17 protein-coding genes are annotated in these 20,483 nt (G+C 43.8%); 8 read left to right on the top strand and 9 right to left on the bottom strand.

Annotated elements, in window-relative coordinates; translation table 11 throughout:
• Window positions 1–38: 38 nt before the first annotated feature.
• The 4 genes from R7Z10_RS09785 to R7Z10_RS09770 all read right to left on the bottom strand — a co-directional run bounded on the left by R7Z10_RS09785 (window position 39) and on the right by R7Z10_RS09770 (window position 6,117).
• A complete protein-coding gene (locus R7Z10_RS09785) occupies window positions 39–3,113 on the bottom strand; it encodes an error-prone DNA polymerase (protein ID WP_318104781.1) in 3,075 nt (1,024 codons plus the stop codon).
• A 27-nt stretch (window positions 3,114–3,140) separates the two neighbouring features.
• The gene (locus tag R7Z10_RS09780) at window positions 3,141–4,544 is read right to left on the bottom strand and encodes a DNA polymerase Y family protein (protein ID WP_318104779.1); all 1,404 of its coding nucleotides are present in this window, start codon (window positions 4,542–4,544) and stop codon (window positions 3,141–3,143) included.
• 4 nt (window positions 4,545–4,548) lie between these two features.
• Window positions 4,549–5,241, bottom strand: coding sequence for a translesion DNA synthesis-associated protein ImuA (imuA, locus tag R7Z10_RS09775; RefSeq protein WP_170893518.1), 693 nt, complete (start codon window positions 5,239–5,241; stop codon window positions 4,549–4,551).
• A 129-nt stretch (window positions 5,242–5,370) separates the two neighbouring features.
• Window positions 5,371–6,117, bottom strand: a complete 747-nt coding sequence (locus R7Z10_RS09770) for a YciK family oxidoreductase (RefSeq protein WP_005372980.1) — start codon at window positions 6,115–6,117, stop codon at window positions 5,371–5,373.
• A 254-nt stretch (window positions 6,118–6,371) separates the two neighbouring features.
• Here R7Z10_RS09770 and sohB point away from each other — a divergent pair, with 254 nt between their 5' ends.
• The 8 genes from sohB to R7Z10_RS09730 all read left to right on the top strand — a co-directional run bounded on the left by sohB (window position 6,372) and on the right by R7Z10_RS09730 (window position 15,482).
• Entirely contained in the window at window positions 6,372–7,433 is a 1,062-nt protein-coding gene (gene sohB, locus R7Z10_RS09765; RefSeq protein WP_170893516.1) for a protease SohB, read from the top strand.
• A 208-nt stretch (window positions 7,434–7,641) separates the two neighbouring features.
• Window positions 7,642–8,322, top strand: a complete 681-nt coding sequence (gene cmk / locus R7Z10_RS09760; RefSeq protein WP_170893514.1) for a (d)CMP kinase — start codon at window positions 7,642–7,644, stop codon at window positions 8,320–8,322.
• 110 nt (window positions 8,323–8,432) lie between these two features.
• On the top strand, window positions 8,433–10,103 hold the full coding sequence (gene rpsA / locus R7Z10_RS09755) for a 30S ribosomal protein S1 (RefSeq protein ID WP_005385817.1): 1,671 nt from the start codon (window positions 8,433–8,435) through the stop codon (window positions 10,101–10,103).
• A 213-nt stretch (window positions 10,104–10,316) separates the two neighbouring features.
• Entirely contained in the window at window positions 10,317–10,598 is a 282-nt protein-coding gene (gene ihfB / locus R7Z10_RS09750; RefSeq protein ID WP_005385816.1) for an integration host factor subunit beta, read from the top strand.
• A gap of 269 nt (window positions 10,599–10,867) precedes the next feature.
• Window positions 10,868–11,164, top strand: coding sequence for a LapA family protein (locus R7Z10_RS09745; RefSeq protein ID WP_005376663.1), 297 nt, complete (start codon window positions 10,868–10,870; stop codon window positions 11,162–11,164).
• Between the two features lie 18 nt (window positions 11,165–11,182).
• Window positions 11,183–12,358 carry a lipopolysaccharide assembly protein LapB gene (gene lapB, locus R7Z10_RS09740; RefSeq protein ID WP_005376665.1) on the top strand — a complete coding sequence of 392 codons (1,176 nt, stop codon included), beginning with the start codon at window positions 11,183–11,185 and terminating at the stop codon, window positions 12,356–12,358.
• An 84-nt stretch (window positions 12,359–12,442) separates the two neighbouring features.
• A complete protein-coding gene (pyrF, locus tag R7Z10_RS09735; RefSeq protein ID WP_213973252.1) occupies window positions 12,443–13,144 on the top strand; it encodes an orotidine-5'-phosphate decarboxylase in 702 nt (233 codons plus the stop codon).
• Window positions 13,145–13,643: 499 nt separating this feature from the next.
• Entirely contained in the window at window positions 13,644–15,482 is a 1,839-nt protein-coding gene (locus tag R7Z10_RS09730) for an extracellular solute-binding protein (protein WP_318104774.1), read from the top strand.
• 60 nt (window positions 15,483–15,542) lie between these two features.
• Here the strand turns inward: R7Z10_RS09730 and R7Z10_RS09725 are convergent, their stop codons facing one another.
• The 5 genes from R7Z10_RS09725 to R7Z10_RS09705 all read right to left on the bottom strand — a co-directional run bounded on the left by R7Z10_RS09725 (window position 15,543) and on the right by R7Z10_RS09705 (window position 20,413).
• The gene (locus R7Z10_RS09725; RefSeq protein WP_005376679.1) at window positions 15,543–15,782 is read right to left on the bottom strand and encodes a hypothetical protein; all 240 of its coding nucleotides are present in this window, start codon (window positions 15,780–15,782) and stop codon (window positions 15,543–15,545) included.
• 206 nt (window positions 15,783–15,988) lie between these two features.
• A complete protein-coding gene (locus tag R7Z10_RS09720; RefSeq protein WP_005385811.1) occupies window positions 15,989–16,762 on the bottom strand; it encodes a hypothetical protein in 774 nt (257 codons plus the stop codon).
• A gap of 102 nt (window positions 16,763–16,864) precedes the next feature.
• Complete coding sequence (locus tag R7Z10_RS09715; RefSeq protein ID WP_054577654.1) at window positions 16,865–17,443, bottom strand: membrane integrity-associated transporter subunit PqiC; 579 nt, start codon at window positions 17,441–17,443, stop codon at window positions 16,865–16,867.
• Entirely contained in the window at window positions 17,443–19,089 is a 1,647-nt protein-coding gene (gene pqiB, locus R7Z10_RS09710; protein WP_005376682.1) for an intermembrane transport protein PqiB, read from the bottom strand. Before pqiB ends, R7Z10_RS09715 begins: the two co-directional genes overlap by 1 nt.
• On the bottom strand, window positions 19,082–20,413 hold the full coding sequence (locus R7Z10_RS09705; protein WP_025767235.1) for a paraquat-inducible protein A: 1,332 nt from the start codon (window positions 20,411–20,413) through the stop codon (window positions 19,082–19,084). Before R7Z10_RS09705 ends, pqiB begins: the two co-directional genes overlap by 8 nt.
• Window positions 20,414–20,483 lie beyond the last annotated feature (70 nt).

The raw sequence follows: 20,483 nt of genomic DNA, 5'->3' as shown, positions 1-20,483 counted from the left end.
CTCTGATTTTTAACATCTCTCTCCTTAATTCCTCTGTACTAATGGAAATCCCGAGATTTACTTTGTAGATTGTTCAAGTAGTGCGTGCAATCAATCAACTTGCCAGCAATAACGTGCGTGACTTCTCCCTCTCTTTCAAGAATGCCTTTCACCATTAATACTTTAGCGCCTAAATACGCTTGCTTTTGGGCTCGTGCTGTCGCTTGCCAAACGACCACATTAATGTTGCCCGTGTCATCTTCTAGCGTAAAAAATGTCACGCCAGCGGCGGTGCCTGGAGATTGTCTTCCTGTTACCACGCCTACCACTGTGACCAGTGACTTATGCGGCTTCTCTGCCAGTTGCATCATGCGAGTAAAGTGAGGGAGTTTGCCCGTTTTTTCTAATAATTTAATTGGATGGCGGCTAAGAGATAGTCCCGTGCTTGCGTAATCCTCAGTTAAATTTTCATATTCAGAAGGTTGAATCTGGTAGCTAACATTGGGTTCTTCGACCTTGTGAAACAATGGTAGGTCAGATAAGGAATCCATTGCTGCCCAGCGAGCGTTATAACGATTCCCTGACAAGGCCTGAAATGCATTGGCTGAAGCCAATAATTCAATGTCACTTCGGCTTCTTAATATCTGCTTTACTTCTTGAATCGATCGGTAACCATTAAGTGGTTTGCGCTCAATAAGCCTTTGTGCGCTTTCTGCGTTAAAGCCTTTCACCAAGCGAAAACCAAGTTGCACGCCGAGCCTGCCATTCGGACGTGAGACGAGATGATGTTGATATTTTGAATGATTGACGCACACCGGCAATACTTCGATGCCATGTCGGCGAGCATCTTGTACTAATTGCGATGGGCTATAAAATCCCATTGGTTGGCTGTTCAGCAATGCAGTGTAAAATTCGGCTGGATAATAATATTTTAACCATGCAGAACAATATGCCAGCACTGCGAAAGACGCTGAATGACTTTCAGGGAAGCCGTACTCACCAAAGCCGCAAATCTGATCGAAAATGCGCTCAGCAAACGCTAAGTCATAGCCTCTCTCTTGCATGCCATTGATCAGTTTTGGTCTGAATTTAGCGAGATCGCCATTCTTTTTCCATGATGCCATCGCTCGACGGAGTTGATCGGCCTCGCCGCCGCTAAACCCTGCGGCTACCATGGCTAGCTTGATGACTTGCTCTTGGAAAATAGGGACGCCCATAGTCCGCTCAAGAACGCTTTTTACTTCTTCCGATGGATAACTGACAGGCTCTTTGTGATCTCGTCGTTTTAAAAAAGGATGCACCATATCACCCTGAATAGGGCCTGGACGAACAATTGCAATTTGAATCACTAAGTCGTAATAACAAGCAGGCTTTAGGCGAGGAAGCATGCTCATTTGTGCACGAGATTCTATTTGGAATACGCCTATCGTGTCAGCTTTTTGGATCATGCGGTACACGTGTGGATCATCTTGTCGGCGAGTGATCTCGGAAATCGAGAGGGATCGCTGGTGATGTTTCTCGACCAGTTGAAAGCACTTTTTGATGGCGTTTAACATGCCGAGTGCGAGTACATCGACTTTTAGTAGCTTCAAGCTTTCTAAATCGTCTTTATCCCATTGAATGATAGTGCGATCTTCCATCGAGGCATTTTCAACAGGTACCAACTCATATAAAGGGCCAGATGAAATTACAAAGCCACCTACGTGCTGAGATAAATGGCGTGGGAAGCCAATGATCTCGTTGACCAATTGGATAAACTGCTGCCCTTTGAGAGATTCTGGTTGTAAGCCAAGTTCAATAATTTGAGCTTGCCAGCCTTGGCTGCGATCTCGGCGATTAACGTTCTTAACGAAAAAATCTAATTGCGTCTCTTCAATCCCTAGTGCTTTACCGACTTCACGCACGGCACTTTTAAAGCGATAGCTGATCACGGTTGCAGCAAGTGCTGCACGCTCACGACCATATTTTTTGTAAATATACTGGATAACTTCTTCACGGCGCTCGTGTTCAAAGTCCACATCAATATCCGGCGGTTCCTTACGTTCTTTACTGATAAATCGTTCGAATAAGACAGCGATTTGTCGAGGATCGACGGCGGTAATTTCCAGGCAATAACACACCACAGAGTTTGCAGCGGAACCTCGCCCTTGGTAAAGAATGCCTTGCTGTTTCGCGAACATTACGATGTCGTGAATAGTAAGGAAGTAGTAGTGGTATTTAAGCTCTTGAATAAGCGCCAGTTCATTCTCGATGGTTTGATTGACTTCTGCTGGCACGCCTTCAGGAAAACGCAGCTTTTTACCACGTTCGACCAACATACGTAAGTAAGAGTCGGGTGTATAACCATCTGGGATCAGCTCGGTAGGATATTCGTATTTTAAATCGGAGAGCTTAAACTCGCATAAATCGGCGATGTAAGTACTTTCTTCCAGCCATTCTGGTTTGTAAATCCGAATCAACTTTTTAAAAGGACGAAGCGCTCGCTCAGTATTCGAAATACGGTCAAAACCGAGTTTATCGACGCTACACCCATGTTTTATAGCAGTAAGTACATGCTGTAATGGCAAGCGTTCAACGTCATGCATGAGAACGCCTCCGCAGGCAGTTATAGGTAATTGAAATTCATGTGCTAACTGCTCGCAGTGCGCAATGTACTCAGTATCGTTGTTACTCAAATGGCGCTGAATCGCTACCCACAAACGATTAGCGTGGTGTTGATTGAGCCAGCGCCCCCAATAGTGATCACTCTCTTGATGTGTGGGCAGCCACAATACCAAACAATGTCGAACCGACATCAAATCCCATTCGAACAGTTGATAGTTGCCTTTTTCACTGCGTCTTCTTGCGTTTGTGATGATACGACACAACTCGGCATAAGCCTTGCGACAAGGGCAAAGCAGTACGATTTGGCATTCATCATTTAACCAAAACATACTTCCAACGATTTGTTTGATATCGAGTTTATGTTGTTCGATGGTTGCATGGGCTTTGACAACGCCCGCGACTGAACATTCATCCGTTATAGCTAGAGCTTGATAGCGATAGAAAGCAGCTTGGAGTACCAGATCTTCTGCATGAGAAGCCCCAGTCAAAAAAGAGAAGTTAGACTGACAAAATAGTTCCGCGTAACTCATAATGATCCAACAAAAATAACTGTCGATTTAACAAAAATAGCCATGAAGAAACCAGTGCTTGTGCTGATCGCGAAATATCCATAACCAGCGGCCTTGCTTGGTGTGTGCAATGTAGTAATCACGCATGATCTCATCACCATCCCACCACCCAGAAACTATTCGCTCAGGTCCGTGGACCAAAGAAACTTGTTCTTGCAATACAATGGGAGTGGGTAATTGCATTGCGGGGCGTAGTATGGAGGGTATGGCGTGCCCCTTTTTATCTGGAGCATCAGCAGGGCGATACTGACTGGCCTTTTCTGGTCTAGGATCGCAAGCAATATTGGGTTTTAAAACGGCACTTTTCCCCAATTTAGCTTGCAGTAAAGAGAGCAGCTCTAAAGCATTCATGTTTCCTTTCTGCCCAGCAAAGAGATCGCGTGATGCACTAAGAGGCTCACCTTGACGGATGACTTTTAACGTTAGCCCTGTGACTGGGCCATTAAGCGAGAGTGATTCTAAGCTTAAACTCGCTAACTGTTGCCAACGCTGACATAGGTAATCACCTTGCGCAGAAGTGAGTTGAAGGTGTTGCTCTTGTTTCTCACGCTGGTGGAGTGTTAAACACAGTTCAAAAGCGACCTTATCTCTTAATTTAAGAAAGGTTTCGAGTTGACGAAGTAATTTGGCCAACGGTTTTTCAATCCACTGAACGTTTTCGATCTCAAACAACAGCTCTAAATAAACTTGGAAGGATTCGGTAGGGTGATAAAGTTCGACAGGGTGTTTAAACTGCCCAGTCAGTCGACCAACGTAGTTCACCAAATCGATATCAAAGCGTCGTGCGATGTCTTGCAATGGCAGTTCAAGCAGGTTTTGCAATGTGGTGACGCCTACACGTTGTAACTTCTCTACTGTAGCGCTTGATAAATCTGCCAGTGTTAACGGTAATGGTGATAGGACTTTTTGTATGGCAGATTTGTCTTCACTGATGACGTTCGCTCCTGATATTGCCATCAATTTGGCAGCAAAAGGCGAAAAACCACATCCGAATTGAAAACTCAGTTTCAGCTCCGATAAGTGAGCTCTGACTTTATTCCAATAGTTTTCAAGCCCTTCATACAGAGCGAGCATTGGAGTAGCACGCAGTAAAATACCTTGGTTTGGCATCAACACAACGTCAGATGTGATCAAATACAGCCATTGAGCAATTTCTTGTAACTTGCTCCATTCGGTGTGCGGATGATAAGGATGCACTTGTAAATCTCGACACAAGGACGCAGCACTGCCTAGTCCCATACCTGGCTTAATGCCTTGTTGTTCGGCAATCTCGTTGTATTGAATAATCTGGCAACGTTGGCTTTCGACAATCACCACGGGTTGTTCTTGGTTATCACCAAAGAGTGCGTCTAGCTGCAGGCGAGGGAAGTGCAAGTAAATCCACAGAGCCATATCACTAACCTTGGTTCGCCAGTGGGAAATTGACCACAGTCGAGTGCACAGTTTCAGATGATGGTTTCACCAGTTGCGGGTAATGGTGTTGGAATCCGATACTAACGCTACCTCTACTCCAGCCTCCTTTCCTTTTCAGCACTTCAACATGAATCCCTTGCTCGTCGCCTTTCAGTTTTAAACTGAGTGACACAGGCAAAGACAAGCGGTTGATAGTATCTGTTTTAAGCATAAAGAGAGGGCAAGTACCTTGTTCACTCGCTACCTGTAAGCGTTTCACTTGATGTATTTCAAGCTCTTCTTGCCATAACAAAACATTACTGCATACCCCACTTTTCAGACATTGCTCTGCAGCCCAAAGAGCATCTTTGGGATGAGCTGGATTAACGACCCACACTTGGTTTATATCCAAACCGATGTAGTGTAAGAACAGAGAATTCACTAACGCGGGAGGTTGAATAAATGCAGTCACACCATTGGTCTGGGTGGCTTTTAAATAAGGAGCGAGCAAACGCAATTCACCAATACTACCAATAGATTCCATCTCCACTACGCCATGAGGTGGAAAGCCTCCGCCGAGCAAATCATCTAATTCAGAAAAACCGGAACTAGTCTGCAACTGCTGAGGATCTGCTTTCGTTAAATTTGCTTGCCAAACAAGGTGTTGGCTTTTTAAGTTCTGAATAATATCTTGCATAATAAATACCTGTATATACATACAGTATATTTCTGTGGGAGAAAGTCGCAAGATTTTTATGAAGAGAGAAATGAAAAAAGGCAGCGTTTGCTGCCTTTTCAATCGATTATGTGAGGTAACCTGAATGAGTTATTTACGCTTCGGTTGAGCGTCGATGCACTGACCGTTCACATCGGTAACCGCAGGATCCATTAAGTGCAAATATAGCGGCATGATATCCAGTGGCGTTTTGAGAGTATTCGCATCTTCACCCGGATATGCTTTTTCACGCATGCGAGTACGAGTGGCACCAGGGTTAATTGCGTTAACGCGGATCGGTGTATCACTCAGCTCGTCAGCTAAAACTTGCATCATGCCTTCTACGGCAAATTTAGAGATAGCGTATGGCCCCCAGAATGCGCGGCCAGAGTGGCCGACGGTTGAAGAGGTAAAGATAATACGCCCAGCTTCTGATTTACGCATCACAGGCAGTAGTGCTTGAGTCATTAGCACTTCGGCTTTCACGTTGATCTGCATGATATCGTCGAAGTCTTCCTCTTTGATTTGATCAAATGGACACAGCGAACTCAAGACACCTGCGTTGTGTAATAGACCATCCAAGCGACCAAACTGTCCTTCGATTGTCTCTGCCATATCAATGTAATTCTGCTGAGTTGCACCCTTGAGATCCAATGGAATGATAGCAGCTTGTGGATAGCCAGCAGCTTCAATCTCATCATAGATAGATTCAAGGTTTTGCACATTTCTACCCAAGAGAATAACAGTTGCACCGTGCTCGGCATAAGAAAGCGCGGCTTGACGGCCGATGCCATTACCAGCGCCAGTAACAAGAATGACTTTACCTTTTAGAGCATCAGCTGAAACGGAGTAGTTCACGGCGATAAATCCTTATTATTGTAAGAGGGTCCATGATAGTTAATTGACGCTAAAAAACGCCTGTTTCTCAATGGAAAATCTTGGTAATCGTGACAAGATGGTTACAATACACCAATTCATGTGTTATACCAATTCCAGAACTTTCGTTAGGTATGCTATCAATCAGAACAAGTGGTTACAAACCGCGCTGCCTTCTCGCTGATGTTTCTGCGTAACATACTAACGTCATCTGAAATGAGATAAAGGAGCTCTCGTTGGAATTTTTATTAGATTATGGTCTGTTTCTGGCCAAAATTATCACGGTGGTTGCTGCGATAATTGTTCTGCTCATTATTGCAAAATCGGCTGGTGGCAAATCGGGTGCGGCGAAAGGGGAGTTAGAGATTACCAACCTTTCAGAGCAACACAAACAATCTGTTGAGCAGTTAGAGCATCATTTGCATGACGATGCTTTCATCAAGGCTCGAGATAAAGCCGTCAAGAAAGAAGAAAAAGAGAAGAACAAATCTCGCGAGAAAGAAATCAAACAAGCGAGCAAAGACGGTTCATTAGATAGCAAGCGTGAACCACACCTATTTGTTCTTGATTTCAACGGTAGCATAGACGCAAAAGAAGTCGCGTCTCTACGTGAAGAAATCACCGCTATTTTGGCTGTCGCACGTGAAGGTGATGAAGTGTTACTTCGCTTAGAGTCTGGCGGTGGTATGGTTCATGGTTACGGCCTTGCCTCTTCTCAACTGGACCGAATCAAAGCTGCGGGTCTTCCTCTGACCATCTCTGTTGACAAAGTTGCGGCAAGTGGCGGTTACATGATGGCATGTGTAGCAGATAAGATTGTTTCTGCACCATTTGCAATTGTGGGGTCTATTGGCGTTATCGCACAAATTCCTAACTTCAACAAACTGTTGAAGAAACATGACATTGAGTACGAACAACTAACAGCGGGTGAATATAAACGCACGCTAACGATGTTCGGTGAGAATACCGATAAAGCGCGCGATAAGTTTAAGCGAGAACTTGAAGAAACACATGTCTTGTTTAAAGACTTCATCCGTGAGCGTCGTCCTAGTTTGGACCTAGACAAAGTAGCCACTGGTGAGCACTGGTTCGGTACACAAGCGAAAGAGCTTGGTTTGGTGGATGACATTAGTACATCTGATGATATCGTTGTTGCAGCATGCAAAGATAAAACTGTACTTTCTGTGCATTATGTACAAAAGAAAAAACTGGCCGACAAGCTAGCAGGTGTGGCGGGTAAAGTCGCTGATAGTGTGATTTTAAAGTTAGCTGAGCGTGGTCAAAAGCCGATTGTTTAATCGAGCTTAAGTTCATGACATTTAAAACGGCGAGGGCGGAAGCTCTCGCCGTTTTTGTTGAACTTTATGTTTGTTGATGAATCCAATTACGCATTAGGTGTAATGCTTTACACGACATTTTTCCTCGCTCCAAAGACTGATTACCCGTATAATGTGCGCCTCGAAAACCGAGCAAATTGCTGAAAAGAAACTATTGGTGGAGAAGAACATGTCCTCTCAAACTCCGGTTGTAACCGTAGATGGACCTAGTGGTGCAGGTAAAGGCACTTTATGTATGTTGCTGGCGAAAAAGTTGGGTTTCCAACTCTTAGATTCTGGCGCAATTTATCGTGTACTTGCACTCGCTGCGATTCACCACGGTGTCGACACCGAGTCAGAAGATGCTCTTGTCCCACTAGCAACACACCTAGACGTTCAATTTATCGCGGAAGGTGACTTAGTTAAGGTCATTCTAGAAGGCGAAGACGTGTCAGGGGAGCTTCGTAAAGAAGAAACGGGTATGGCAGCATCTAAAGTTGCGGCTTTGCCACGTGTTCGTGAAGCATTACTACGTCGTCAGCGTGCATTTGAGACCACTCCGGGTCTGGTTGCTGATGGTCGTGATATGGGCACAATTGTATTCCCGAGTGCGCAAGCAAAAATCTTCCTTGATGCGAGTGCTGAAGAGCGTGCAAATCGACGCCTTAAACAGTTGCAAGAGAAAGGGTTAGATGTTAGATTTGCTGACCTTTTAAGCGAGATCCAAGAGCGTGACGACCGAGATCGTAACCGCCCAGTGGCGCCATTACGCCCTGCTGAGGATGCGCTTGTGCTAGATTCTACGTCGATGACTATCGACGAAGTAGTAGAAAAGGCACTACAATATATCGAATCGAAGCTAGCTGAGTAATAATACTCGACTAGGCTAAGAGCGTTGGTCGCAAGGATGATGACTGGCGAATTTAATAACCCCATGCGGTAGGATACCCGTGGAAGTTTAATTTATTGAAGATTAATTAAATGACTGAATCTTTTGCTCAACTCTTTGAAGAGTTTCTAAACGAAACAGAATTCCAACAAGGCAGCATCGTTAAAGGTACTGTAGTAGCTATCGAGAACGGTTTCGTTCTTGTTGACGCTGGTCTTAAGTCTGAATCTGCTATCCCTGCTGAACAGTTCAAGAACGCTGCTGGCGAACTTGAAGTTGAAGTTGGCGCTGAAGTAGACGTAGCTCTAGACGCTGTTGAAGATGGTTTCGGTGAAACTCAACTTTCTCGTGAGAAAGCTAAGCGTCACGAAGCTTGGATCGTACTTGAGAAAGCTTACGAAGAAGCTGAAACTGTTGTTGGTATCATCAACGGTAAAGTTAAAGGCGGTTTCACTGTTGAACTAAACGGTATCCGTGCTTTCCTTCCTGGCTCTCTAGTAGACGTACGTCCAATCCGCGACACTGCTCACCTAGAAAACAAAGAGCTAGAGTTCAAAGTTATCAAACTTGACCAAAAACGTAACAACGTAGTTGTTTCACGTCGTGCAGTTATCGAATCAGAGAACAGCGTTGAGCGTGACGAGCTTCTAGAAACTCTACAAGAAGGTTCTGAAGTTAAAGGTATCGTTAAGAACCTTACTGACTACGGTGCGTTCGTTGACCTAGGTGGCGTTGACGGTCTTCTACATATCACTGATATGGCTTGGAAGCGCGTTAAGCACCCATCTGAAATCGTTAACGTTGGTGACGAGATCCAAGTTAAAGTTCTTAAGTTCGACCGTGAGCGTACTCGCGTATCACTAGGTCTTAAGCAACTAGGCGAAGATCCATGGGTAGCAATCGCTAAGCGTTACCCAGAAGGTCACAAACTAACTGGTCGCGTAACTAACCTAACTGACTACGGCTGCTTCGTTGAAATCGAAGAAGGCGTTGAAGGTCTAGTTCACGTTTCAGAAATGGATTGGACTAACAAGAACATCCACCCTTCTAAAGTTGTTAATGTTGGCGACGAAGTTGAGGTTATGGTTCTTGAAATCGACGAAGAACGTCGTCGTATCTCTCTAGGTCTGAAACAGTGTAAAGCTAACCCATGGCAGTCATTCGCTGAAGCACAAGCTAAAGGCGACAAAGTTACTGGTAAGATCAAGTCTATCACTGACTTCGGTATCTTCATCGGTCTAGAAGGCGGCATCGACGGTCTAGTTCACCTATCTGACATTTCTTGGAATGTTGCTGGCGAAGAAGCTGTACGTGAGTACAAGAAAGGCGACGAGATCTCTGCAGTTGTTCTAGCAGTAGACGCTGAGCGTGAGCGCATCTCTCTAGGCATCAAGCAAATGGAAAATGACCCATTCAATGCTTACGTTGCTGACAACAAGAAAGGTGTTCTAGTTAACGCTACTGTAACTGCTGTTGACGCTAAAGGCGCTACTGTTGAAATCGCAGAAGGCGTTGAAGGTTACATCCGTGCTTCTGAAGTATCACGCGATCGCGTAGAAGATGCTTCTCTAATCCTAAGCGCTGGTGATGTTGTTGAAGCGAAGTTCACAGGTGTAGACCGTAAGAACCGCGTAATCAACCTATCTATCAAAGCTAAAGACGAAGCTGACGAGCAAGAAGCAATGGCATCTATCAACAAGCAAGATGACAATGCATTCGGTAACGCAATGGCTGACGCTTTCAAAGCTGCTAAAGGCGAATAATATACTCGCTTAAGCAAAAAAGGAGCCGCAAGGCTCCTTTTTTATATTTGGTCATATTTAAGTAGTAATACTAATGACAGTAAACTATCTTAATAAAAGGCATTTCTTCATTGCGCATTTTGCATAAAATTTGTCTAGAATTGTCAGCAAGTGTTTGTTGGAATTAGTATTACTTACTATAATAAGTGATAAAGATACTCAAAGAGGGCAACTATGACTAAGTCTGAACTGATTGAAAGACTCTGCGCTGAGCAAACACACTTATCAGCGAAAGAGGTAGAGGATGCTGTAAAAGATATTTTAGAGCACATGGCCTCTACACTAGAGAGCGGTGACCGTATCGAGATCCGTGGCTTTGGTAGTTTTTCTCTTCATTACCGCGAGCCTCGCGTAGGTCGTAACCCTAAAACGGGCGATAAAGTGGAATTGGAAGGTAAATACGTTCCACATTTCAAACCTGGTAAAGAACTTCGTGAGCGTGTAAATATTGGTTAATGCACTCTTATTAGTTTGAAAAAAGCGGCATACGTTTGTGTATGCCGCTTTTTTGTAATGTATCCAAGTTAGTCATACATCTAAGATCGTTTACTAATCTAATTGTGGATTCAGCTGTTTTCTATACCCAAATAACTTTAACTTCTAAGCATGTCTACAAACTAAGCATCTTGAGGTTACTTGGGTATAGATTATTGCTAATATACGTAGTCTGAAGAAGCATTTTCCTGCATAATCTTACCGACTTACTCCTAGAAGGGTGATGTAACATGAAAATTATAAAAATCGTTGCTGTTTTAGCTCTCTTTTTAATTGCATTGGCGTTAGGTTCCCAAAACCAAGAGCTCGTGACTTTTAACTATCTTCTAGCAAAAGGAGAGTTCCACTTATCTACGCTATTAGGTGTAGTATTTGTGGTTGGCTTTGCTTTAGCGTGGGTTATCTTTGGTAGCATCCAACTGAAAACTCAGCTACAGGTCCGTCGTTTAAAGAAAAAACTGAAAAAGTACGAACCAACTGAATCAAACAACGCTGCTGATAAGCCAGCCATTGAAAAGCAGGCATAAGGATAAGGCTTAACTTTAATGCTTGAACTACTCTTCTTGTTGTTGCCTATAGCTGCTGCGTATGGCTGGTATATGGGGCATCGCAGCGCTCAGCAAGACAAGCAGAAGCAATCTCATCAAATCTCTCGTCAGTATATGACGGGTCTTAATCTGCTGCTCTCTGACCAATCAGATAAGGCTGTCGATCACTTTATTGAATTGCTCCAAGTTGATAACGAGACCATTGATACTCACCTTGCGTTGGGTAACCTGTTCCGGTCTCGTGGTGAAGTCGACCGCGCAATCAGAATTCACCAAAATCTTATTTCTCGTTCAGGCTTAACACTGGACCAAAAGAACCTCGCCCTTCAACAGTTAGCGAAAGACTACATGGTCTCTGGTTTTCTTGATCGTGCAGAGAAAATCTTCGAACAGTTAGTCGAAGAGCCAGATTACAAAGAGGCGGCTCTTCAACAATTAGTGACCATTTATCAGCAAACACGAGAATGGGAAAAGGCGATTTATTACGCGAACCAATTGGCTAAGTTAGGTAATAAACGCTCAAGGATGCGTGCAAATATTGCCCATTTTTGGTGTGAAATAGCCATGCTCGACCAAGCTGATGGGAATACTAATAAGGCAATACAGCATTTTAAAAAAGCGTTAGCGGAAGACCCGAAGTGTGTTCGAGCAAGTATTGCTTTGGGACGAATTTACCTAGAGTCTGAAGACTATAAGCACACCATCAAATATCTGACAGGGGTACTTGAGCAAGATAAAGACTTTATCAGTGATGTCTTGCCAACTATTGCAGAATGCTATCATCATCTGGGTCAGGAAGATGAACTTGTCGAGTTTCTGAGAGCTTGTATTGATAAGAAAGCAGGCGTATCAGCCGAGTTGATGTTGGCTCAATTAGTTGCTCATCACGAGAACGTTGGGGCTGCTCAAGAGTTACTGACGAAACAATTGCTGAAAAACCCAACCATGAAGGGCTTCTACCGTTTAATTGACTACCACATTGCAGAAGCAGAAGATGGTCGAGCGAAAGACAGCCTATCAACACTACAAGCGATGGTGGGTGAACAGTTAAAAGTGAAACCGCATTACCGATGCCGGAAGTGTGGATTTTCTACCCATTCCCTTTATTGGCATTGTCCGTCCTGTAAAGGATGGGGGACGATCAAGCCAATCCGCGGATTGGATGGTGAATAATTCTTAATGCAGCTGGCAGAGTTTCTGTCCGCTGCATTTTTTTAACTTTTTATTTAATAAGAACCAAAACAGTTAGGAGATGAAATGATCGACCAAAAAGTTATTGTCGCACTGGATTATGATAACCAAGAAGATGCACTTGCGTTTGTAGATAGAATTGATCCTGCGTCATGCCGACTAAAAGTTGGCAAGGAGATGTTTACGCTATTTGGTCCTGATTTTGTACGTGAACTCCATAAACGTGGTTTCTCGGTATTCCTAGATTTAAAATTTCACGATATTCCAAACACCTGCTCGAAAGCAGTTCGCGCTGCGGCTGAAATGGGTGTATGGATGGTGAACGTACACGCGAGCGGTGGTGAGCGTATGATGACGGCATCACGTGAAATTCTTGAGCCATATGGTAAAGATCGTCCACTTCTTATCGGTGTAACGGTGCTAACCAGTATGGAACAAAGTGATTTAGCTGGTATTGGTTTGAATGTTGCGCCTCAGGAGCAAGTGATTCGTCTAGCAACCTTGACCAAAAACGCGGGCTTAGATGGTGTCGTATGTTCAGCGCAAGAGTCCTCACTACTGAAGAGCGAACTAGGCCAAGAATTTAAATTAGTGACCCCTGGTATTCGACCTGCTGGCTCAGAACAAGGTGACCAACGCCGTATCATGACGCCAGTAGACGCTATCCAATCAGGTTCAGATTATCTTGTGATTGGTCGCCCTATCACTCAAGCGTCAAATCCTGCAGAAGTGCTGAAGTCGATCAATGAGAGCTTATCTAACATGTAAGCACTGTCTCGATTGTATGGAGAAAAGTGAGGCTAAGATGCCTCACTTTTTACATCGAATGAAAATACTAATCGCGGTAAACAACCATTCCTTTTAACCAGCTATGTCTGATCATTTACTCGCTGTAACTGGTATATCGGGGCCAATTGAGATAAAGGTTCTGCGGTTTATTCTGAGTAAAGTAGGGCTTGGTACTATGCCGATCACACTTTTGTAACATAACTCACTGTGATGCCTCGAAAATGCAACCATGTGTTATTGATGGCTTGCGTTACAAATGTCTAAAGAATACTATGGCGAAGATGCATTCACTGCGTTGTAAGGTCTAGGATGACCTAGTGAAACTCTTTGAAATTAATATAGAAGCTGGCAGGACGTCACTTCATATTACGTTCCTATTATTTCCTATCTGCGTATTTTAAATCGCAGCTTTCTGTGAGCTTTCACACGCTGTCTTCCTTGTTACGACCTTAGTGCGCAAACACAACAAGGAAGAAACATGACTAAAAAACTGCCATTTTCAGTACTAGCAACACTGACCGCTGCCAGTTTTCAACTGAGTGCGGCAGAATTGCCAGCTGATATCGAATGGATTTCAAACAACAACGAACCTCTATTTGCCTCTGAAGAAGCGGTACGAGGTGGCACCTATCGCACTTACATTCAGAGCTTTCCGCAAACATTACGAAGTGTTGGTCCAGATGCGAACTCAGGTTTGCGCCAATACTTAATGGATGGTTCACCAAAACTGGCTCAGCGTCATCCAAATACTGGCAAATGGATCCCTCAACTTGCTAAGTCATGGGCATTTGGAGAAGACAACAAAACCGTATTCTTTAAACTCGACGAAACGGCCGAGTGGTCAGATGGTGAAAAAATTACAGCAGATGATTACGTCTTTATGATGAAGTACTACACGTCAAAAGACATTATCGACCCGTGGTATAACGACTTCTTCACAAACAGTATTGTGAGTGTTGAAAAAATTGATGACTACACGATCAAAGTCAATCTTGCTGTAGCTCAAAGTCATGACTCACTTATGGTTATGATTAACATGCCAAGTAATGGTTTTCAGCCTCGTCCTGAACACTTCTTTGAAGGAGAAAAGGACGCAAATAACGATGGCATGCCTGATAACTTCGTCAGAAAGTTTAACTTTAAATCTGAGCCAACCGCAGCGCCTTACTACATTGATCAAGTGAAGAAAGGTAAGAGCGTGACATTCAAACATGTCGGTGAAGATTGGTGGGGATACAACAACCGCTACTATAAAAACCGTTATAACGTTGAAAAGGTTCGCATTAAGGTGATTCGCGATCCTGATATTGCCATGAAACACTTTGAGAAAGGCAACTTAGACTACTTTGAGATGGTGCTACCAAGCTTTTGGCATGACAAAACCAATAGTGATGTGTACAAAAAAGGCTATATCCAAAAGTACTGGGGCTTTAACGAAGCACCGCAAGGAGCTGGTGGTCTTTGGATGAACACAGCGATGCCGATGTTGGATAACCTAGAAGTGCGTAAAGGTGTTATGGCAGCCACTGACTATGACGGCATGATTGAAAACATCATGCGTGGAGATTATTCACGTAAACCGCATGGACTCGGCTTTGGTCATGGCGAATACGATGTTCCTAACAATACACCGCCAAAGTTTGATGCTGATGCGGCGGTTAAACACTTCGAAAAAGCGGGCTTTGACAAAGTGGGCGCAGATGGTATTCGTATTAACGACAAGGGCCAACGCTTGAGCTTTGCTATCACCTATGGATACAACTCTTGGACACCGCGTATTGCATACCTGAAAGAGCAAGCGAAACTTGCTGGTCTTGAGTTCACGTTAAACTTGGTGGATGGCTCATCTGCGTTTAAATACATTCTTGAGAAAAAGCATCAGCTAGCGTTTTTGAATATGGGCTCTGGTGAGATCCCTGCGTATTGGGAATACCTACACTCGGATAATGCAAATCGACCACAAACGAATGCTCACACCAACTACAGCAGCCCTGAGCTAGACAAGTTAATTGAAGCGTATGATTCTGAGTTTGATCAGGAGAAGCGTTACGACTTGTCGCATCAAATCCAAAACTATGTCAGCAAAGCGAACATCATCGTTCCTGGCTACATGGTGCCTTATTCTCGAGTTGCTCATTGGCGCTGGGTTAAAATTCCTAAAAACGGCATGACAAAAGCGACAGAATGGGTGCTTCATCCAATGGATATCGGTAATTTCTGGATTGATAACCAAGTAAAAGAAGAGACAGAAGAAGCGATGGACGAGGGTAAAACCTTCCCAGAATTAACGGTAATTGATGATCGTTACAAATTGTAAATCAGTAGTTTAGATAGAAAATGATAGCCCCGGTAATGAATTTTATCGGGGCTTTCTTTTTTACTTAATAAGGTAAGACGCTTCTAAAAGGTAGGTTTTTGCATCACCAAGCAAAGAGAACGCTTTATCGATGGTTTTAAATCGATCATCAAGCGAGTCGCTTGATATCAGCTGGCTGAATGTTTGCAACGAGAAAGCTTCGTTTGCTTTGAAGAACTGATGTACGTTTTCAAGCTGAACTTTATGAATATGCTCCACCTTATTTAGGGCGGTGGTTAAATCGGAAATGTTAATCGACATTGCTACTCGGGAACCTTATCAATAAGACCTATATGAGGTCATAGAGTGGGGTTTTATATTTTGCGACAGAGAGTAACACCGAAGAGCAATTTATAGTCTGATGAAGATCAATTTGCCTTATTTAAGCATCTGTAACGCGACACTAGACGTGTGCCTAGAGCTAGTACACGTTACAACGCTTGAATATAGGCTAGGGTTTCACCTGATCAAAAGTAAAAGCCAAGTCCGACTAAAAGCCCTTGAGAAGCTGTATCATATTCAAATACTCCCTCATTTTTGTAATCAACCCAGGTCGACTTGTAAGCTAAGTTGAGATCAGACCATTCGTTAAAACGATAACGAACACCAGTTTGAATGGCATAAGTGAAGTGAGTATCGTTGCCAAGTCCGGCGTCGATACTGGCATGAAATCGCCAGTTTTCGCTCAATTCATCAATGAGTCGCAAGCCAACTAAAAAATCGACCCAATCTTCTTGTAATGACAGTCTATCTTCTAGTACCCGGTTATCATTGCGATACAGTTTGCCGGTGATGTCATTGTCCCACCAACGTAATCCAAACATATAATCCAGTTTACCAAATGAATATTGTTCGCGTTGGAATGCCTTTGCTTCTAGAACACCTTGCCGTATTTCGATGTCCGCACGATAACGAGCGTTAGGCAGAGCGCCCTTGATATTATTAACATCACCACTTAAGTTCATGAAACTATAATCTATGTAGTAGCCCCACTTACTTTGGTAAATACTCTCGAATCGCAACATCGCCCCAATATCGAGGTGGTCTACGATGAACTTAGGATCGACATCCACCTCTGATGAAAAGCGACCAATACTGGTATCCCCGTGGATATTCAGTCCTAGCATGTACACTTCTATGCTATTTCGCCAACGAGATTCTTGTGTCTCGGCTGAGAGCGCTACTGATGTAGGTAATACAAGAATGAGTGAGGAGAGTGATAGCAGGTTACATGGTTTCATCCAATTTCCTTTTCGGCTTTTCGTCAGCTTTCAGCTTAGTAGAAGTCGCTACACTCTGCATAAAAAAGGGAAGCAACTTGCTTCCCTGTAATTAACATTGACTTAGAGTTGTTTGGCAATGTTTGAGGTTAGGCTTTCTAAGCCTATGGATAAAGCGTTGACGAGCGCTTCATAGCCCTCATCTTGAAGCGGCTGTGAGATTTGTATTGGCGCGCTGTTTTCTACCTTACCTTCGGCATTAATGAGTAACCATTCCCCCTCAATTTCGATATTACCTTTGTAGCTGCCATTAAATTTATTTAACGTAAGCTGGAGTTTGGCTTCACCGCTTTGATCCAACAGATTATTCATTTCAGCCGGCCAGTAATGACTTTGCTTGTGACGCAGATCCGCGACGACTCTCTGAGTGATTTGCTCAGAAATACTGTGCGCCCATTGATTGTGTTTCGCCTGAATAACTTGGGTCTCAGAGGTTCGATAAACAATGCCACTATCATTCAAATAACTCGCCAATGTCACTGGACGAACAACTAAAGTTGGGCGCTGAGCGATATCAGAAGAGCTCAGCGTCACTGGTTCCACCTTAGGTAGAAGGTACATAGCTCCTTTAGTTTGCGGAGCGCTACTGCAACCCGTTAGACCGACAAATAGCGCGATAGACAGAAAGAATACTCGTTTCATTAGTTTTGGCCTTTAACTGGTATTGGGTCACTGATTTCATCTTCTCCAAACACAAGAGAGTTTGGCTTTTCGTTTAGCTGTTTAAGTACGGGTTTAAACTCTGTCATCACGCTTTCTAATTCTTTTAGCGTGGCTTCCATTTCGCTGTACATGGTTGAGTTGGGCCCATAACCATCGAGTGTTTTTTGTAATTGCTGTAAGCTTTGGCGAATATCTGTTGGGATCTCTTGCGTCTCTTTTTGATTCAAAAGTTTATCAATACTGTCCGCCACGCGTTCTGCTGAAGCTAACGTTTTTTCGGACGTTTTTAACGTTGAATTGAGAGAGTCTAGTGTTTCTTCCATTGGTAAGTTATTAATCTTATTTAGGAAGTCGTTCACTTGGCGCTGAACCTGCGCAAAACCACCACGCATGGTTGGGAAAACATCTAAATCAGCAAACTTACTCGGTACGTAAGGCTCGTCGTTTGGATAGAAGTCGGCGTCAACATACAGTGCGCCTGTTAATAAGTTACCTGTTTTTAAAGTACCACGTAGGCCTTTAGCAAACTCACTCTTCAATTTATCTTTTAACATTGGTAAAGATTGGGATTGGAAATCGCCATAAACACGGCCGAGCTCGATACGTACCAATACAGGGATTTTTTTCGCAGAAAAGTTCTCTTCTGGGGTTGGAAGTCGCATTGGTACACGCATCACAGTACCAATTCTCAAGCCTCGATATTCGACAGGTGCCTTACGTTTAAGTCCTCGTACCGATTCATCAAAAAGCATAACGAATTCAATATAATCATCGTACATGCCTTCTCGAAGTTGTTTAATATCATCGTACAAGCGGAAGTTGACCATATTTTCAGTGAGCTGTTCACCGGATTCAAGACCTGGAACGGTATCGAAGGTAACACCACCCGTTAGCATGCTCTCTAATGAGCCAAACTTGACTTCGAACCCTTCAGCGTTGAGCTGTAAATCTACGCCAGAATTCAGCCAGAACTTGGTACGAGTGCGCACTAAGCTGTCATAAGGCTTGAAAATAAAGAGTTGGTATAACGCTTTGCGAGTGTCAACATCAAAGCTGGTTTTCTCTACACGACCAACCGTAAAGCCTTTATAAATGACGGGGTCACCAACGCCTAGCTTACCAGCCTCGCGGTGTGTTAACACAAGGCGTAACCCCTCTGCATCAGGAGAGGCCACTGGGGGAACATCTAAGACCGTAAAGCGCTCTTTCTCTATCTTAGATTTACCCGGTTGAAGTTGGATGTAAGCGCCAGAGAGCAAGGTCTCTAAACCTGAAACGCCATCACGGCCAATACGAGGCTTCACCACCCAAAACATGGTGTCATCTCGCAGCATGCGTTCTGCATCCTTGTTCATTTGTGCCTTAGCGATGATGTGATCGTAATTTTCACTGAGAGTGACTTCAGTAATCAGTCCGACTTTTACATTCAATGCTCGGATTTCGGTTTTGCCAACCTCAATCCCATCTGCGGTTGGCAGTTGGAGAGTAATTTGTGGGCCTGTACTGTTGATATATTGGAACAGCATCCACGCTCCCATGGCTAGCGCAAGGATCGGGACAATCCATATCGCAGAAATCTGCTTTTGCGGTTTTATTTGAGCGGTTACGTTGTTCTCATCACTCATATTTGGCTTTCTCGTTTAAGTTGTCAGAAATCGGCTCCTGCACTTCGTTTTGTGGCAATTGCCACAACAAACGTGAGTCAAATATCATTGCAGAAAGCATAGTAAAAATGACCACTGCCGCGAAAGAGAGCGCAGCAGGACCTGGATAAATCGCCATTAAGTTTTGCAGTTGAACCAGTGCAACTAAGATCGCGACGACGAAGATATCGATCATAGACCAACGACCAATAAACTCAGTTATGCGGTAGATCTTTAAGCGTGAAATACTCTCTTCGTGCGGAAGATATCGCGCTTTTTGCGCATTGTAATACAGCCACGCGAGTGCCAGCATTTTCGCCATTGGAATAAATACGCTAGCAAAGAAAATTACCATCGCAATAGGGTAAGAACCTAAATGCCAAAGCAATATTACCCCCTCCATGATAGTTGAACCTTCTGCATGTCCAAGGCTTACGGTGTACATCATAGGGTAGAGGTTTGCAGGGATATAGAAAATGACTGAAGCAAACAAAAGCGCCCAAGCTTTTTGTAAATTATCTGCGGGGTTGTATTTGTGAATAGGGCTTTTACAACGAATGCAGTGTTGGTGTTTTTTAGCTTCAATAGGGTTGAGCTGGTGACACGTATGACAACCAATATGGTTGTGGTTATGGTGCGTGTCACCCTCTTTTACATCAGAGAGCTCGATAGCTGGAATAAAGTGTCCCCAGAGCCAGCTTTTGTCGACCATTGATATGCATTTGACTACCAGAACGGTATATACACAAAACGCCCAGAATGAAGTGCCCATTCCTATGTCTGCGAGGGAAGCGATTTTAATTAAGCTGACCAACACGCCAATCAAAAAGACATCCACCATTAACCAGGGTTCGACTCGAAACAGAAGACGGCATAAAACTTTTGCCATTCGTTGCTGCTTTTTAGAGGGGGTATGTTTACGTGCTTTTAATGCTTCAAGGTGAAGAAAGAGAATGAGGCCAACATAGATTGCAGGTAAAACGATAACTGTTGCGAGTAACAGCACACCCAAAAGCACATTTTGAAACTCAGCCAGCATTTTGGCAGCGTGCAACAAGGTGATCTCTTGCGACAACCCTTGCACGCTGAACGACATAAAAGGGAAAGAAATGCTTAGCACTAACATGATCAAACATGCCGATGATATGGCGATCACGCTTTGGTAAGGCTTGGCATTCACTTTAGTCAGCGAATGCGAACATCGAGGACATTGTGCTTTTTGCCCCTGTTCGATATCGGGAATGCGAACAACAAGGCCGCACTCTTCGCATGAAATTAACTGACGGGAATTAGGTTGAATACTCATCGGGTAGGTTTTAGATTCATTTGCTTTAAGAATACTCTTTTTTCACTAGGCACGCTTGTTTTGATTCAGG

This window comes from Vibrio sp. Vb1018 (assembly GCF_033338775.1).
Taxonomy (GTDB): domain Bacteria; phylum Pseudomonadota; class Gammaproteobacteria; order Enterobacterales; family Vibrionaceae; genus Vibrio; species Vibrio alginolyticus.
This window is presented reverse-complemented; position numbering and strand designations above follow the sequence as displayed.